This is a genomic window from Cereibacter johrii (assembly GCF_001720585.1).
GTDB classification, from domain to species: domain Bacteria; phylum Pseudomonadota; class Alphaproteobacteria; order Rhodobacterales; family Rhodobacteraceae; genus Cereibacter_A; species Cereibacter_A johrii.
The window spans coordinates 1-15503 of the sequence record NZ_MABH01000083.1; the positions used below are offsets into that span (position 1 = coordinate 1).

Genomic DNA, 15503 nt, shown 5'->3' on the forward strand with positions numbered 1-15503 from the left:
CGGCGCTGGTCTCGCGCCTGCCCGAAGGTCTCCCCGAGGGCGCGCCGCTCCTCCTCGTGCCCGATGTGCTCGAAGGGCTCCGCGCGCTCGGCCGCGCGGCCCGCGCCCGGACCCGCGCCCGCGTCGTGGGCGTGACGGGCTCGGTCGGCAAGACCTCGACCAAGGAGATGCTGCGCGCCACGCTCGGCGGGCAGGGCACGGTCCATGCCGCCGAAGCCTCCTACAACAACCACTGGGGCGTGCCGCTCACGCTGGCGCGGATGCCCGCGGACGTGGATTTCGCCGTCGTCGAGATCGGCATGAACCATCCGGGCGAGATCGCCCCGCTCGCGCGCCTCGCGCGGCCGCATCTGGCCGTCATCACCACCGTGGCCGCGGCCCATCTCGAGGCCTTCGACAGCCTGTCCGCCATCGCGGAGGAAAAGGCCGCGATCCTCGAGGGGCTCGAGCCGGGCGGACGGGCGATCCTGCCCGCAGGGCTCGACGTGTCGCCGGTGCTCCTGGCCCGCGCCGCGGCGCTGGGCGTGCCGGCCGTGAGCTTCGGCCCGACGGCCGCGGCCGACTGGCGCCTCACCGACATCCAGATCACCCCCGAGGCCACCATCGCGCGGGCGAGCCACGCCGGCGGAAGCTTCCTCTTCAAGGTGCTGACGCCGGGCCGGCATTTCGCCTCGAACGCGCTCGCCACCCTCGCCGCGGCCGAGGCGCTCGGGCTCGATCTCACCATCGCCGCCTGCGACCTCGGCCTCTGGACGCCGCCCTCGGGCCGCGGCACGCGCGAGCGCATCGCGCTCGACCCGGTGGACGAGGCGGGCTTCGACCTGATCGACGATGCCTTCAACGCCAACCCCGCCTCGATGGCGGCAAGCCTCGAGCTTCTGGCCGCGATGGCGCCCACCGACGGGGTCGGGCGGATCGCCGCCGGCCGCCGGATCGCGATTCTCGGCGACATGCTCGAGCTCGGGCCCACCGAGGCCCAGCTGCACCGTGCGGTGGCCGACCATCCCGCCATGGCCGGGATCGCGCTCGTTCATTGCGTGGGCCCCCGGATGCGGGCGCTCCACGAGGCGCTGCCGCGCCGCCAGCGCGGCGAATGGGTCGAGACCGCGGCCGAGCTCGTGCCGCGGGCCCGCCTCCTGGTCGATGCGGGCGACATCGTGCTGGTGAAGGGCTCGAAAGGGATCAAGGTCAGCCTGGTGGTTGACGCGCTCCGCAAACTGGGCCAGTCGAGCCCATCCAGGACCTGAGGGGCCGACCAGATGCTGTATCTCCTGACCGCCTTCTCCGACGGCGGCGACATTTTCAACCTCTTCCGCTACCTGACCTTCCGGGCCGGAGCCGCCTTCTTCACCGCGCTGATCTTCGGCTTCCTCTTCGGCCGCCCGCTGATCGACTTCCTGCGCCGCAAGCAGGGCAAGGGCCAGCCGATCCGGGACGACGGCCCGGCCACCCATTTCGCCAAGGCGGGCACCCCCACCATGGGCGGCCTCCTGATCCTCTCGGCCCTGGTGGTCTCGACGCTCCTCTGGGCGCGGCTCGACAATCCCTATGTCTGGATCGTCCTGCTCGTGACCGTGGCCTTCGGCCTGATCGGCTTCGCCGACGACTATGCCAAGGTGAAGAAGCAGAACACCAAGGGTGTGCCGGGCCGGGTGCGTTTCCTGATCGGGCTGCTGATCGCCGCGCTCGCGGCCATCGCGGCCGCCTGGTCGCACCCGCCGGATCTGACGCTCCAGCTCGCCATGCCCTTCTTCAAGGATGCGCTCATCAATCTGGGCTGGTTCTTCGTGCCCTTCGCCATGGTGGTGATCGTGGGCGCGGCCAATGCGGTGAACCTGACCGACGGGCTCGACGGATTGGCCATCATGCCGGTGATGATCGCGGGCACCACGCTCGGCGTGATCGCCTATGTCGTCGGCAACTTCAATCTGACCGACTATCTGGGCGTCCATTTCGTCCCCGGCACGGGCGAGCTTCTGATCTTCACCTCCGCGCTCGTGGGGGGCGGTCTGGGCTTCCTGTGGTACAATGCGCCCCCCGCCGCGGTCTTCATGGGCGACACGGGCTCGCTCGCCCTCGGCGGGGCGCTCGGCGCCATCGCCGTCTGCACCAAGCACGAGATCGTGCTCGCCATCGTGGGTGGCCTCTTCGTCACCGAGGCGCTCTCGGTCATCATCCAGGTGCTCTATTTCAAGCGCACGGGGCGGCGGGTGTTCCTGATGGCGCCGATCCACCACCATTTCGAGAAGAAGGGCTGGGCCGAGCCGCAGATCGTGATCCGCTTCTGGATCATCTCGCTGATCCTCGCCCTGATCGGCCTCTCGACCCTCAAGCTGCGCTGAACGCAGCTTGCGCGCCCGGCCCTGCCGGGCGCTGCAGCCTCCGGGAACAAGCCCCGCCCGACGCCCGTTCTCCTGCCGCAACACGAGGAGAACGACATGGCAAAGGCGCCGCACGAGAGTCCCGAGGAAGGCGACCCGAAGGATCCCTACGCCACCGGCGACGCGACGCGGCCCGGCTCGGCCACGATGGCCGACCGCGAGACCGAGTCCCCTCGCGACATCGACGATACCGGCCGCACCGATGCGGCGGGCTATGATGTCGATCCGCCGCCGGACGCCCGGACGCAGCACAGCCACGACATCGGCCTGTCCGACGAGGATGCCGAGCATCAGGGCTGGCGCGAGTTCGACAGCACCGTCGAATGGGAGGGCGAGGAGCCCTATCCGGCCGAGCCCGCCACCGATACGGAGGAGGCGGCCGAAGAAGAGGCGCTGGCCGAGGAGGATCTCTCCGACGATACGGGCGAAGAGGCTCCCGTGGCCGATCTGGCCGAGGCGGTGACGGCGCTTCTCGAGGACGATCTCGAGATCGATGTGGCCGACCTCTCGGTCGAGGTGCGCGGCGCGACGGTGATCCTGCGCGGCAGCGCGGGCAGCGCCGAGGACAGCGAGCGCGCCGCCGAACGCGCGGCCGGCGTGCCGGGTGTCCGCGCCGTCGAGAACGAACTCTCCGTCTGACGGACCGGGCGTCATAGACGAACCAGAGCGGGCCTTGCGTCCGGCGGCCCTTCGGACGGGCCCCCCGCCGGGTCCGGATCGTCTGCCGGGCGACTCATCGGCGCGGCCCTCTGCTCGGGCCCGGGAATGCGCTTACCGGCGATCTGCGGATCGGGCGCGGCGCGCAGAAGGGGAGGGGGCGCCTTGCACCTCCCCGCATCCGCCTCCATTCTCCGGCCCGACCTGCAGAAGGATGCGTCAGAATGATTCCCGTCCGCGGCCTCGAGGGCCGAAAGGTGGCCGTGCTCGGCCTCGGCCGTTCCGGTCTTGCCACCGCCCGTGCGCTGGAAGCCGGGGGCGCCGAGCCGCTCCTGTGGGACGACAGTCCCGAGGCGCGCGCCAAGGCCGAGGGGCAGGGCTTCACGGTGACGGATCTCACCCGCGACCGGGCTTTCGAGGGCGTGGCGCTTCTCGTCACGAGCCCCGGCATCCCGCATCTCTATCCCGCTCCGAACCCGGTGATCGCGCGCGCCATGGCGGCGGGTGTGCCGGTCGACAATGACATCGGCCTCTTCTTCCGCAGCTTCGCCACCCGCGACTGGGACGCGTTCGACCAGATGCCGCGCGTGGTCTGCGTCACCGGCTCGAACGGCAAGTCCACCACCACGGCGCTCATCCACCATATCCTGTCGGAGGCCGGCCGGCCCACGCAGATGGCGGGCAACATCGGCCGCGGGGTGCTCGATCTCGACCCCGCCCGCGATGGCGAGGTGGTGGTGCTGGAGCTCTCCTCCTACCAGACCGATCTCGCCCGCGCGCTGACGCCCGACGTGGCGGTCTTCACCAACCTCTCGCCCGACCATCTCGACCGGCACGGCGGGATGGGCGGCTATTTCGCGGCCAAGCGCCGTCTGTTCGCCGAAGGCGGCCCGGACCGGGCCGTGATCGGCGTGGACGAGCCCGAGGGGCTCTATCTCGCGGGCCAGCTGTCGGTCGCACCCGAGGACGACCGGGTGATCCGCATCTCGGCGGGCCAGAAGCTCGAGCGGTTCGGCTGGTCGGTCTTCGCGCGCAAGGGCTTCCTCGCGGAATGGCGCAAGGGCCGGCAGATGGCCTCGATCGACCTGCGCGCCATGCCCGGCCTGCCCGGGGCGCACAACCACCAGAACGCTTGCGCGGCCTATGCGGCCTGCCGGACGCTGGGCCTCGCCCCGCGCCAGATCGAGGCGGCGCTCGCCTCCTTTGCGGGCCTGCCGCACCGGAGCCAGACGGTGGGCGAGAAGGGCGGCGTGCGCTTCGTGAACGATTCGAAGGCCACCAACGTGGACAGCGCCGCCAAGGCGCTGCAGGCCTTCCCGAAGATCCGCTGGATCGCGGGCGGGCTGGGCAAGGACGGCGGGATCGTGGCGCTGCAGCCGCATCTGGGCTCGGTGGTGAAGGCCTATCTCATCGGCCATTCGGCGCGCGACTTCGCGCTGCAGATCGGCGCGACCGACCACGAGATATGCGAGACGATGGAGCGCGCGGTGGCCCGGGCGGCCGAGGAGGCGCAGCCGGGCGAGGTCGTGCTGCTCGCGCCCGCGGCGGCGAGCTTCGATCAGTATCCGAACTTCGAGAAGCGCGGCGAGGACTTCATGGAGAAGGTGAAGGCCCTGCTGTAACGGCGCGATCCGGGCCGCAACGGTCGGCGCGGACGCAGGCGAGGGAGGGAGAGGGAATGGAAGGACGCTGCATCTGCGGGGAGGTCGCCTACAGGCTGACCGAGCGGCCGCTCTTCGTGCATTGCTGCCACTGCAGCTGGTGCCAGCGCGAGTCCGGCAGCGCCTTCGCGCTCAACGCCCTGATCGAGACCGATCGGATCGAGCTTCTGGCGGGGAGGCCCGAGGCGGTGGCCGTCCCCTCGCATTCGGGCAAGGGGCAGGAGATCCTGCGCTGCCCGCGGTGCCGGGTCGCGCTCTGGAGCCATTACGCGGGGGCAGGGCCGTTGATGGCCTTCGTGCGCGTGGGCACGCTCGCAGAGCCCGCCTCCTGCCCGCCCGACATCCACATCTACACCACGACGAAGCTGCCCTGGGTCCGGCTCGACGAGGGGGTGCCGGCCATGGCGGAATATTATGCCCGCAGCAAGCACTGGCCGGAGCCGAGCCTCGCGCGCTGGCAGATCCTGCGCGCGCGCATGTCCGCTTGACCCGGGGCGACCGCCGGCGGGGCAGGGTCGGAGGGCATGGTCGCTTTGGGCGGGCGGTCCCCGCCGGCTGAATCCGCAAGCCGGCCGAAAGCCTGACGGCCCGGAGGCTCCGGAGAGGGGCGGCGGCGGGCCGACGCTCATGCGACGGGATAGAATGCCATCGCGCCCGGCCCCCGGCTGCTGTATCGCTCGGGCAGACCGGCGGCGCAGGCGGCACGGTCCGGTCCTGATGCGGGTCAGCCCACGGCCTTTTCCGCGTCCTCCAGCCAGGGCGCGGCAGAAGGATCGGCGACAGGGAGCGGGATCCTCATGACCGACAAGGCCCCCCGAGGGGTCCGTTCAGGCTGCGAGCATCCGGTCGAGGTGGCGGTAGGCCTCCTCCATCTCGGCCGCCATCGCCGAAGCGGCGACTGCGTCGCGGGCCTCGGGCGTGGCATAATCCACCGACATCGCAAGTTCGGTGCCGCCCTCCACGGGCAGAAGCTGAAGGGTCACGAGCGTCTCGCCGCCCGTCCAGTCCTCGTCGTAGAGCTCGCTGTGGATCAGCCGGTGCGGCGGCTCGGCGAGGATCACCCGGCCGGTGAGGCCCCGCGTGCGACCCTCGGGTCCGGTCCAGACCTGTCGGATGAGGCCCCCCTTGTGGGGCTCGAACACGCACTCCGTCATGGGCCAGCCCATCGCGAAGAGCCAGGCCGGAAGGAGCGCGGGGCTCGTGAGGGCGGCCCAGAGCTGGTCGGGGGTCGCCGCGAACGGCCGTCGGAACTCGAGACGGGTGGCGCTTCCGGGGCCGATCTGGATTTCGTCCGCCAACGGTGCTCTCCCTCTGCCGCGCCCTCCGCGCGCGACGCGCGGCCCTGGCGGAGAAACGCCGGTCCGGCCCGTCCGTTCCGTCCGCCTTTCCGCTGGCCTTGAGCGCCGCATTTGGCTAGACTTTTCACCAGACCCGGAAAACGGGCGGACGAGGCAGTGCAGGCGGATTTTTCCCATGACTGAGATGGTCTATGGCTCCATGCCCGTGCGGGCGACCGAGCCGGTTCTTCCCCGCTGGTGGCGCACCATCGACAAATGGTCGCTGACGTCGATTCTGGTGCTGTTCGGGATCGGGCTGCTGCTCGGCCTCGCGGCCTCCGTGCCGCTGGCCACGCGCAACGGGCTCGACCCGTTCTACTACGTCCAGCGGCAGGCCTTCTTCGGCGGCATGGCGATCGTGGCGATGTTCGCCGTCTCGATGATGTCGCCCGACATGGTGCGTCGCCTGGGCGTGCTGGGATTCGCGGGCGCCTTCGTGGCCCTCGTGCTCCTGCCCTTCTTCGGCACCGACTTCGGCAAGGGCGCGGTGCGCTGGTTCTCGTTCGGCTTCGCCTCGGTGCAGCCGTCGGAATTCCTCAAGCCCGGCTTCGTGATCCTCGGCGCCTGGCTCATGGCCGCGAGCCAGGAGCTGAACGGCCCGCCCGGCAAGAGCTTCTCCTTCGCCCTCACCACCGTGATCGTGCTTCTCCTCGCCATGCAGCCCGACTTCGGTCAGGCGGCGCTGGTGCTCTTCGGCTGGAGCGTGATGTATTTCGTGGCCGGCGCGCCCATGACGCTGATCGCCGTCATCATGAGCATCGTGGGGGCGGGCGCCTTCTTCGCCTACAATTCGTCCGAGCACTTCGCGCGCCGGATCGACGGCTTCCTGAACCCCGACCTCGATCCGCGCACCCAGCTGGGCTACGCCACCAACGCCATTCAGGAGGGCGGCTTCTTCGGCGTGGGCGTGGGCGAGGGACAGGTGAAATGGTCGCTGCCCGACGCGCATACCGACTTCATCATCGCGGTCGCGGCCGAGGAATACGGGCTGATCCTCGTCCTCATCATCCTCGCGCTCTACGGCACGGTGACGGTGCGCAGCCTCTTCCGGCTGATGCGCGAGCGCGATCCCTTCATCCGTCTTGCGGGCACGGGCCTTGCCTGCATCTTCGGCGTGCAGGCCATGATCAACATGGGCGTGGCCGTGCGGCTTCTGCCGGCCAAGGGCATGACGCTGCCCTTCGTGAGCTACGGCGGCTCGTCGGGGATCGCGGCGGGGGGGACGGTGGGGATGCTTCTGGCCATGACCCGCTCGCGCCCGCAGGGCGAGATCGGCGACATCCTCTTCAAGCGGGGGCGGTGACATGGGCCGGCCGCTCCTCCTGATCGCAGCGGGAGGGACGGGGGGGCACATGTTTCCCGCTCAGGCCCTGGCCGAGGCGATGGTCCGCCGCGGCTGGCGCGTGAAGCTGTCCACCGATGCGCGCGGCGCCCGCTATGCCGGGGGCTTCCCCCATGTCGTCGAGATCGAGGAGGTGAGCTCGGCCACCTTCGCGCGCGGCGGCCCGCTGGCCAAGGCTCTGGTCCCCCTCCGCATCGCGGGCGGCGTGGCCTCGGCCGTCGCGGGCTTCCTGCGCGACCGGCCCAAGGTCGTGGTGGGCTTCGGCGGTTATCCCTCGATTCCCGCCCTGTCGGCGGCCGTGGCACTGCGCCTGCCGCGGATGATCCACGAACAGAACGGGGTGCTGGGCCGGGTGAACCGGCTGTTCGCGCCGCGCGTGCAGGCGGTCTGCTGCGGCACCTGGCCCACGGAGCTGCCCGACGGAGTGGAGGGCTACTATACCGGAAATCCCGTGCGCGCCGCCGTCCTCGAACGGGCGTCCGCCCCCTATATCGTGCCCGGCGACTATCCGATGAGCCTCGTCGTGATCGGCGGCAGCCAGGGCGCGCGGATCCTGTCGGACGTGGTGCCCGAGGCCATCGCGCGCCTGCCCGAGGAGATCCTCGCCAACCTCCGCATCGCCCATCAGGCGCGCGAGGAGGATGTGGCGCGCGTGACCGAAGCCTATGACCGGGCCGGGCTTCTGGCCGAGGTGAAGACCTTCTTCACCGACATTCCGCGCAGGCTCTCCGAGGCGCAGCTCGTCATCTCGCGCTCGGGCGCCTCGTCGGTGGCCGACATTTCGATCATCGGCCGGCCCGCGATCCTCGTGCCCTTCGCGGCGGCCACCGCCGACCATCAGACCGCGAACGCCCGCGGCCTCGTCGAGGCCGAGGCCGCCATTCTCATCCCGGAATCCGCGCTTGACCCCGCCGCGCTCTCGGAGCACATCGCCGCGGTGCTGTCGCAGCCCGACGCGGCGCGGCAGATGGCGCGCAATGCGCTGGCCCATGGCCGCCCCGATGCCACCGAGCGTCTCGTCGAGGTGGTGGAGCATCTGGCAAGGAAAGAAACATGAACGCCGCAACGAAGCTGCCAGGGGAACTCGGCCCCATCCATTTCGTCGGCATCGGCGGCATCGGCATGTCGGGCATCGCCGAGGTGCTGATGACGCTGGGCTACCGTGTGCAGGGCTCGGATGCGAAGGCCTCGAAGATCACCGACCGGCTGGTGTCGCTGGGCGCCACCTTCTTCGAGGGGCAGCGCGCGGGCAATCTCGGCGAGGCGGCGGTCGTCGTGATCTCCTCGGCGATCAAGAAGGGCAATCCCGAGCTCGAGGAGGCGCGGCTGCGCGGCCTGCCGGTGGTGCGCCGGGCCGAGATGCTGGCCGAACTCATGCGGATGCGCTCGAACATCGCCATCGCGGGCACCCACGGCAAGACCACGACCACCACCATGGTGGCCACGCTTCTGGACAAGGGCGGCTTCGATCCGACCGTCATCAACGGCGGCGTGATCCATGCCTACGGCTCGAACGCCCGGGCGGGCGCCGGCGAATGGATGGTTGTCGAAGCGGACGAATCGGACGGCTCGTTCAACCGCCTGCCTGCGACCATCGCCATCGTGACGAACATCGACCCCGAGCACATGGAGCACTGGGGCTCGTTCGACGCGCTGCGCAAGGGCTTCTACGACTTCGTCACCAACATCCCCTTCTACGGGCTCGCCGTCTGCTGCACCGACCATGCCGAGGTGCAGGCGCTGGTGGGCCGCGTCACCGACCGGCGGATCGTGACCTTCGGCTTCAATGCGCAGGCCGACGTGCGCGCGATCAACCTGCGCTACGAAAACGGCATCGCCCATTTCGACGTGGCCCTGCAGTCCGAAGGGGCGGGCCATGTGATCGAGGGCATGAGCCTGCCGATGCCCGGCGACCACAACGTGTCGAACGCGCTCGCCGCGGTCGCGGTGGCCCGCCATCTCGGCATGAAGAAGGACGAGATCCGCGAGGCTCTGGCGGCCTTCGGCGGCGTCAACCGGCGCTTCACCAAGGTGGGCGAGGTGGGCGGCGTCACCATAATCGACGATTACGGCCACCATCCGGTCGAGATCGCGGCCGTGCTGAAGGCCGCGCGGCAGGCGGTGAAGGGCCGGGTGATCGCCGTCCACCAGCCGCACCGCTACAGCCGGCTCCATTCGCTGTTCGACGATTTCTGCACCTGCTTCAACGAGGCCGACGTGGTGGCCATCGCCGAGGTCTATGCCGCGGGCGAGGATCCGATCCCGGGAGCCAGCCGCGACGATCTGGTGGCGGGGCTCATTGCCCACGGCCACCGGCACGCGCGCGCCATCCTCTGCGAGGACGATCTCGAGCGGCTGGTGCGCGAGCAGGCCCGGCCGGGCGACATGGTCGTGTGCCTCGGCGCGGGCACCATCTCGGCCTGGGCCAACAACCTGCCCGCGCGTCTGATGGGGAAGGCGGCGTAAGCCGCCGGGGGGGATGGTCGCTCCGCTTCTCCTCGCCGGGCTCTGGGTGGTGGCCGCGATGGCCGTCCATCGCCTGCCGGCCCGCGCGCACTGGCTGGGCCTTGCGCTCCTCATCCTGGCCGGCATCCCGCTTCTGGGCTGGGTGACCTACCGGCACGGACCCTTTCTCGGCATGTTCGCCCTGATCCTCGGGGCGGCCAGCCTCTACTGGCCGGTGGGCCGGTTCGGCGGCCGCCTGCGCCGCCCCCCGCCGGAGCATGTCGAATGATGCCGCCCGTCCGCGGCACCCTGACCGAAGGCCGCTCCCTCGCCGATCTGACCTGGCTCCGCGTGGGCGGACCCGCCGACTGGCTGTTCCAGCCCGCGGACGAGGCGGATCTCGTGCAGTTCCTCTCCGCGCTCGACCCGGCGGTGCCGGTCTTCCCGATGGGCGTGGGCTCGAACCTCATCGTCCGCGACGGCGGGCTGCGTGCCGTGGTGATCCGGCTCGGCCGCGGCTTCAACGCGATCCGCATCGAGGGCGACCGCGTGATCGCCGGGGCCGCCGCGCTCGATGCCCATGTGGCGCGCCGCGCGGCCGAGGCCGGGCGCGACCTCACCTTCCTGCGCACCATCCCGGGCTCGATCGGCGGGGCGGTGCGGATGAATGCGGGCTGCTACGGCTCCTATGTGGCGGACCATCTGATCGAGGTGCGGGCCGTCACGCGTGAGGGCAGGGCGGTCACGCTGCCCGCGGCCGAGCTGGGGCTCGCCTACCGCCAGAGCGCCCTGCCCGAGGGCTGCGTGCTGACCGAGGCCACCTTCCGCGCCGAGGCGGGCGACCCGGCCGACCTCGCGCGCCGCATGGAAGAGCAGATCGCCCGCAGGGATTCGAGCCAGCCCACCAGGGAGCGCAGCGCGGGCTCGACCTTCCGCAATCCGGCCGGTTTCTCCTCGACCGGGCGAGCCGACGACACGCACGAGTTGAAGGCCTGGAAACTCATCGACGAGGCCGGAATGCGCGGCGCGCGGCGCGGCGGGGCTCAGATGAGCGAGATGCATTCCAACTTCCTCATCAACGCGGGCGGCGCCACGGCGGCCGATCTCGAAGGTTTGGGGGAGGAAGTGATAAAAAGGGTTTTCCAAAGCTCGGGAATCCGGCTAGAGTGGGAAATCATGCGGGTTGGTGAACTGCCCGTTAACAAAGAATAATAACGCGTCCACGGGACGCGATTGAGGCGGAAAAGATACATGGCGGGACAGTCCGGCAGGACGTTCCCCAGGGTTGCTGTGCTGATGGGCGGGGCCTCGACCGAGCGCGAGGTGTCGCTGTCGTCGGGCCATTCGTGCAGCGCAGCCCTGCGGGACGCAGGCTATGAGGTGACGGAGGTCGATGCCGGCCCCGACCTCGCCCGCGTGCTGGCGGACCTGTCCCCCGATGCCGTCTTCAATGCGCTCCACGGCCGCTGGGGCGAGGATGGCTGCGTGCAGGGCCTGCTCGAGTGGCTGCGCATTCCCTATACCCATTCCGGCGTGCTGGCCTCGGCGCTGGCCATGGACAAGGCCCGCGCGAAGGAGGTCTTCGCCGCAGCCGGGCTGCCCGTCACCCGGAGCGTGCTCGCCACGCCCGCGGAGGTTCGGGCGCGCCACCTCCTGCCGCCGCCCTATGTGGTCAAGCCCAATGCCGAGGGCTCTTCGGTGGGCGTCTACATCGTGCATGAGGATGCCAACGGTCCGCCGCAGCTTGCGGCCGACATGCCGCAGACCCTGATGGTCGAGACCTATGTCCCCGGCCGCGAGCTGACCGTCACCGTGATGGGCGACCGGGTGCTTGCGGTCACCGACATCCTGTCCGACGGCTGGTACGATTACGACGCCAAATATCGGCCCGGCGGCTCGCGCCATATCGTGCCTGCCGACCTGCCGGCCGAGATCACCGAGGCCTGCCACGACATCGCGCTCCGCGCCCACCGGGCGCTCGGCTGCCGGGGCATCTCGCGCTCGGACCTGCGCTGGGACGAGTCGCGCGGGCTGGCGGGGCTGATCCTCCTCGAGACCAATACCCAGCCGGGCATGACGCCCACCTCGCTCTCGCCGGAGCAGGCGGCTCATTGCGGCTATTCCTTCCCCGAGTTCTGCGCCTGGTTGGTGGAGGACGCCTCATGCAATCGCTGAGCATCCCGCCGAACCGCCGCCCCCCCCGGCTTGCGCCGCCGCGCCGCGACACCGGCCGCCGCGATCCGGCGCCCTCGCGCTGGGCCTATCGCGCGCAGCGGCTGTGGCTCACGCCCATGTTCCGCACGGCGCTCCGCGTGGGGCTGCCGATCGTGGGCGTCCTGCTGGTGGTGGCGCTGATCTTCGCCAGCGCCGACCGGCGCGCGGCCATGGCGGGCGCCTTCACCGGCCTCGTCGACAGCTTCCAGCAGCGCCCCGAATTCATGGTGACGCTGCTGTCGGTCGATGGCGCCTCGCCCGAGCTTTCCGACCGGATCCGCGCCACGCTGGCGCTGAAGCTGCCGCTCAGCTCGTTCGACATCGACCTCACCGCCGCCCGCGCCCGCATCGAGAGCATCGACGCGGTGGCGCAGGCCGAGGTGCGGGTGCGCTCGGGCGGGCTCCTTGAGGTGCGCGTGACCGAGCGCGAACCCGCGATCATCTGGCGCCGGGCTTCGAACCTCGTCCTTCTCGACGATACCGGCCGCCGCGTCGACGATCTCGCCTTCCGCAGCGAGCGGGGCGATCTGGCGGTAATCGCGGGCGAGGGCGCCGAGCGCGCCGTGCCCGAGGCGCTCGAGATCCTCGCCGCCGCCCGCCCCATCCTCGAACGGATCCGTGGCCTCGTGCGGATGGGCGAGCGGCGCTGGGACATCGTGCTCGACCGCGGGCAGCGCATTCAGCTGCCCGTCGAGGAACCCGTGGCTGCCGTCGAGCGGATGATCGCGCTCGACGAGGCCGAGGACCTTCTGGACCGCGACGTGATTTCCGTCGACCTGCGCATCAAGGACCGTCCGGTGCTGAGGCTTGCGCCTTACGCCCTGGAGGCCGTCCGCCGCGCGCGGGGCATTGATACAAGTGGAAGCGACCTATGACCGACCTTTATCAGTCCCAGCGCGCCATGCGGAACATGCGCCGCGCCGCCATGCAGCGGGGCGTGATCGCGATCCTCGACGTGGGCTCTTCCAAGATCACCTGCCTGATCCTGCGCTTCGACGGGCCGGACCGGCTGCGCGAGCATGACGGGGTGGGGCCCATGGCCGGGCAGTCCTCGTTCCGGGTCATCGGGGCGGCCACCACCCGGTCGCGCGGGGTGCATTTCGGCGAGATCTCGGTGATGAACGAGACCGAGCGCGCGATCCGCACCGCGGTGCAGGCGGCGCAGAAGATGGCCAACGTCCGGGTGGACCATGTGATCGCCTGCTTCGCCGGCGCCGATCCGCGCAGCTACGGCCTTGCGGGCGAGTGGGAGCTGCAGGATTCGGTCGTGACCGAGCAGGATGTGGCCCGCGTGATGGCCGCCTGCGACGTGCCCGACTTCGGGCAGGGCCGCGAGGTGCTGCACGCCCAGCCGGTGAACTTCGCGCTCGATCACCGCACCGGGCTCGGCGATCCGCGGGGCCAGATCGGCAACCGGCTGGCGGTGGACATGCACCTCCTCACCGTCGAGGCGGATGCGATCCAGAACCTTCTCTACTGCATCAAGCGCTGCGACCTCGAACTGGCGGGGATCGCCTCCTCGGCCTATGTCTCGGGCGTCTCGTCGCTCGTCGAGGACGAGCAGGAACTCGGGGCCGCCTGCATCGACATGGGCGGCGGCGCCACGGGCCTGTCGATCTTCATCAAGAAGCACATGATCTTCGCGGATTCGGTGCGGATGGGCGGCGACCATGTGACCTCGGACATTTCCAAGGGCCTGCAGGTGCCGCTCGCGACCGCCGAGAAGATCAAGACCCGGCACGGCGGCGTCGTGGCCACCGGCATGGACGACCGCGAGATGATCGACATCGGCGCGGACACCGGCGACTGGGACAAGGACCGCCGCACCGTCAGCCGGGCCGAGCTGATCGGCATCATGCGCCCGCGCGTCGAGGAGATCCTCGAGGAGGCGCGTGCCCGTCTCGATGCGGCGGGCTTCGAGCATCTGCCGAGCCAGCAGATCGTCATCACCGGGGGCGGCAGCCAGATCCCGGGCCTCGACGGGCTCGCGGCCCGGATCCTCGGCCAGCGTGTCCGTCTGGGGCGCCCGCTGCGCGTCCAGGGCCTGCCGCAACAGGTCTCGGGCCCGGCCTTCTCCTCTTCCGTGGGGCTCTGCCTCTTTGCGGCCCATCCGCAGGACGAATGGTGGGATTTCGACATCCCGGCAGAGCGCTATCCCGCCCGGTCCCTGCGGAGGGCGATCAAATGGTTCAAGGACAACTGGTAAGCCCCAGATCCTGCGTCCTCAGCGAAATACCGCTTACGCGGCCCCGCGATCACCCACATTTTGTGGGTAATTTGCCTTTTTTTGATGACGACTCCGGCGTCTGCCGATAAGGTCGTTCCAATGCGGAGAAGGGCGCTGCTAAACGCGCCGAAGGACAACGACAAGCAGGCGGATTGGCAATGGCACTCAACCTCATGATGAACAACGCACGTGAAGAGCTGAAGCCGCGCATCACCGTGTTCGGTGTGGGCGGTGCCGGCGGCAATGCCGTCAACAACATGATCGAGCAGCAGCTGGAAGGGGTGGAGTTCGTCGTGGCGAACACCGATGCCCAGGCCCTCCAGCAGAGCCGCGCGACCTCGAAGATCCAGATGGGCGTGAAGGTGACCGAGGGTCTCGGCGCGGGCGCCCGTCCGTCGGTCGGCGCCGCCGCCGCCGAGGAGACGATCGAGGAGATCGTGGATCACCTCGCGGGCGCGCACATGTGCTTCATCACCGCCGGCATGGGCGGCGGCACCGGCACCGGCGCCGCGCCGATCATCGCGCAGGCCGCGCGCGAGCTGGGCGTGCTGACCGTGGGTGTCGTGACCAAACCCTTCCAGTTCGAGGGCGCCAAGCGGATGCGTCAGGCCGAGGACGGCATCGACGCGCTGCAGAAGGTGGTCGATACCCTCATCATCATTCCGAACCAGAACCTGTTCCGTCTGGCCAACGAGCGCACGACCTTCACCGAGGCCTTCGCGCTGGCCGACGACGTGCTCTATCAGGGCGTCAAGGGCGTGACCGACCTCATGGTGCGGCCGGGCCTCATCAACCTCGACTTCGCCGACGTGCGCGCGGTGATGGACGAGATGGGCAAGGCCATGATGGGCACCGGCGAGGCGATGGGCGAAGACCGCGCGCTGCAGGCCGCCGAGAAGGCCATCGCGAACCCGCTGCTCGACGAGATCAGCCTCAACGGCGCCAAGGGCGTGCTCATCAACATCACGGGCGGCTACGATCTCACGCTGTTCGAGCTCGACGAGGCGGCGAACGTCATCCGCGAGAAGGTGGATTCGGACGCCAACATCATCGTGGGCTCGACCCTCGACACCTCGATGGAAGGCATGATCCGCGTGTCGGTCGTGGCCACGGGCATCGACGCCACGAAGCCCGCGCAGGACATGCCGGTGCCGCGCCGCTCGATGGCCGCGCCGCTGCCCGCGAGCTTCTCGCAGCCCGAGCCCACGCCCGCGCCGCAGCCCGCTCCGCGTCGCGAGA

The 15503-nt window shown here is 70.1% G+C and carries 15 protein-coding genes; 14 read left to right on the plus strand and 1 reads right to left on the minus strand.

Annotated elements, in window-relative coordinates; translation table 11 throughout:
* From A9O63_RS06615 to A9O63_RS06635, 5 genes are all read left to right on the plus strand, one after another.
* A partial coding sequence (locus A9O63_RS06615) for a UDP-N-acetylmuramoyl-tripeptide--D-alanyl-D-alanine ligase (RefSeq protein ID WP_069331211.1) occupies positions 1–1247 on the plus strand: 1247 nt, incomplete at its 5' end.
* 12 nt (positions 1248–1259) lie between these two features.
* A complete protein-coding gene (gene mraY, locus A9O63_RS06620) occupies positions 1260–2342 on the plus strand; it encodes a phospho-N-acetylmuramoyl-pentapeptide-transferase (RefSeq protein WP_069331212.1) in 1083 nt (360 codons plus the stop codon).
* 96 nt (positions 2343–2438) lie between these two features.
* Positions 2439–3020 carry a BON domain-containing protein gene (locus tag A9O63_RS06625; protein WP_069331213.1) on the plus strand — a complete coding sequence of 194 codons (582 nt, stop codon included), beginning with the start codon at positions 2439–2441 and terminating at the stop codon, positions 3018–3020.
* A 242-nt stretch (positions 3021–3262) separates the two neighbouring features.
* Entirely contained in the window at positions 3263–4660 is a 1398-nt protein-coding gene (gene murD, locus A9O63_RS06630; RefSeq protein ID WP_069331214.1) for a UDP-N-acetylmuramoyl-L-alanine--D-glutamate ligase, read from the plus strand.
* A 56-nt stretch (positions 4661–4716) separates the two neighbouring features.
* Entirely contained in the window at positions 4717–5187 is a 471-nt protein-coding gene (locus A9O63_RS06635; protein WP_069331215.1) for a GFA family protein, read from the plus strand.
* Positions 5188–5526: 339 nt separating this feature from the next.
* Here the strand turns inward: A9O63_RS06635 and A9O63_RS06640 are convergent, their stop codons facing one another.
* Positions 5527–5997 (minus strand): SRPBCC family protein, encoded by a 471-nt coding sequence (locus A9O63_RS06640; RefSeq protein WP_069331216.1) that lies wholly within the window; start codon positions 5995–5997, stop codon positions 5527–5529.
* Positions 5998–6172: 175 nt separating this feature from the next.
* On the opposite strand from A9O63_RS06640, the gene ftsW reads away from it, so the two are divergent.
* From ftsW to ftsZ, 9 genes are all read left to right on the plus strand, one after another.
* Positions 6173–7339 (plus strand): putative lipid II flippase FtsW, encoded by a 1167-nt coding sequence (ftsW, locus tag A9O63_RS06645; RefSeq protein WP_069331217.1) that lies wholly within the window; start codon positions 6173–6175, stop codon positions 7337–7339.
* A gap of 1 nt (position 7340) precedes the next feature.
* Complete coding sequence (locus A9O63_RS06650) at positions 7341–8435, plus strand: UDP-N-acetylglucosamine--N-acetylmuramyl-(pentapeptide) pyrophosphoryl-undecaprenol N-acetylglucosamine transferase (RefSeq protein WP_069331218.1); 1095 nt, start codon at positions 7341–7343, stop codon at positions 8433–8435.
* Complete coding sequence (murC, locus tag A9O63_RS06655) at positions 8432–9844, plus strand: UDP-N-acetylmuramate--L-alanine ligase (RefSeq protein ID WP_069331219.1); 1413 nt, start codon at positions 8432–8434, stop codon at positions 9842–9844. The genes A9O63_RS06650 and murC overlap by 4 nt, the downstream gene beginning before the upstream one ends.
* Before the next feature lie 13 nt (positions 9845–9857).
* Complete coding sequence (locus A9O63_RS06660) at positions 9858–10112, plus strand: DUF2484 family protein (RefSeq protein ID WP_069331220.1); 255 nt, start codon at positions 9858–9860, stop codon at positions 10110–10112.
* Complete coding sequence (gene murB, locus A9O63_RS06665) at positions 10109–11035, plus strand: UDP-N-acetylmuramate dehydrogenase (protein WP_069331221.1); 927 nt, start codon at positions 10109–10111, stop codon at positions 11033–11035. The genes A9O63_RS06660 and murB overlap by 4 nt, the downstream gene beginning before the upstream one ends.
* A 39-nt stretch (positions 11036–11074) precedes the next feature.
* Entirely contained in the window at positions 11075–11998 is a 924-nt protein-coding gene (locus A9O63_RS06670) for a D-alanine--D-alanine ligase (RefSeq protein ID WP_069331222.1), read from the plus strand.
* The gene (locus A9O63_RS06675; RefSeq protein ID WP_069331223.1) at positions 11986–12912 is read left to right on the plus strand and encodes a cell division protein FtsQ/DivIB; all 927 of its coding nucleotides are present in this window, start codon (positions 11986–11988) and stop codon (positions 12910–12912) included. The genes A9O63_RS06670 and A9O63_RS06675 overlap by 13 nt, the downstream gene beginning before the upstream one ends.
* Complete coding sequence (ftsA, locus tag A9O63_RS06680; RefSeq protein ID WP_069331224.1) at positions 12909–14243, plus strand: cell division protein FtsA; 1335 nt, start codon at positions 12909–12911, stop codon at positions 14241–14243. The genes A9O63_RS06675 and ftsA overlap by 4 nt, the downstream gene beginning before the upstream one ends.
* Before the next feature lie 179 nt (positions 14244–14422).
* Positions 14423–15503 (plus strand): cell division protein FtsZ (ftsZ, locus tag A9O63_RS06685; RefSeq protein ID WP_069331225.1); only part of this gene is annotated, 1081 nt, incomplete at its 3' end.

Excerpts from the sequence above, each read along its gene's own strand:
- mraY (WP_069331212.1), top strand. The coding sequence starts at position 1,260 with ATGCTGTATCTCCTGACCGCCTTCTCCGACGGCGGCGACATTTTCAAC.
- A9O63_RS06625 (WP_069331213.1), top strand. The coding sequence starts at position 2,439 with ATGGCAAAGGCGCCGCACGAGAGTCCCGAGGAAGGCGACCCGAAGGAT.
- murD (WP_069331214.1), top strand. The coding sequence starts at position 3,263 with ATGATTCCCGTCCGCGGCCTCGAGGGCCGAAAGGTGGCCGTGCTCGGC.
- A9O63_RS06635 (WP_069331215.1), top strand. The coding sequence starts at position 4,717 with ATGGAAGGACGCTGCATCTGCGGGGAGGTCGCCTACAGGCTGACCGAG.
- ftsW (WP_069331217.1), top strand. The coding sequence starts at position 6,173 with ATGACTGAGATGGTCTATGGCTCCATGCCCGTGCGGGCGACCGAGCCG.
- A9O63_RS06650 (WP_069331218.1), top strand. The coding sequence starts at position 7,341 with ATGGGCCGGCCGCTCCTCCTGATCGCAGCGGGAGGGACGGGGGGGCAC.
- murC (WP_069331219.1), top strand. The coding sequence starts at position 8,432 with ATGAACGCCGCAACGAAGCTGCCAGGGGAACTCGGCCCCATCCATTTC.
- A9O63_RS06660 (WP_069331220.1), top strand. The coding sequence starts at position 9,858 with ATGGTCGCTCCGCTTCTCCTCGCCGGGCTCTGGGTGGTGGCCGCGATG.
- murB (WP_069331221.1), top strand. The coding sequence starts at position 10,109 with ATGATGCCGCCCGTCCGCGGCACCCTGACCGAAGGCCGCTCCCTCGCC.
- A9O63_RS06670 (WP_069331222.1), top strand. The coding sequence starts at position 11,075 with ATGGCGGGACAGTCCGGCAGGACGTTCCCCAGGGTTGCTGTGCTGATG.
- A9O63_RS06675 (WP_069331223.1), top strand. The coding sequence starts at position 11,986 with ATGCAATCGCTGAGCATCCCGCCGAACCGCCGCCCCCCCCGGCTTGCG.
- ftsA (WP_069331224.1), top strand. The coding sequence starts at position 12,909 with ATGACCGACCTTTATCAGTCCCAGCGCGCCATGCGGAACATGCGCCGC.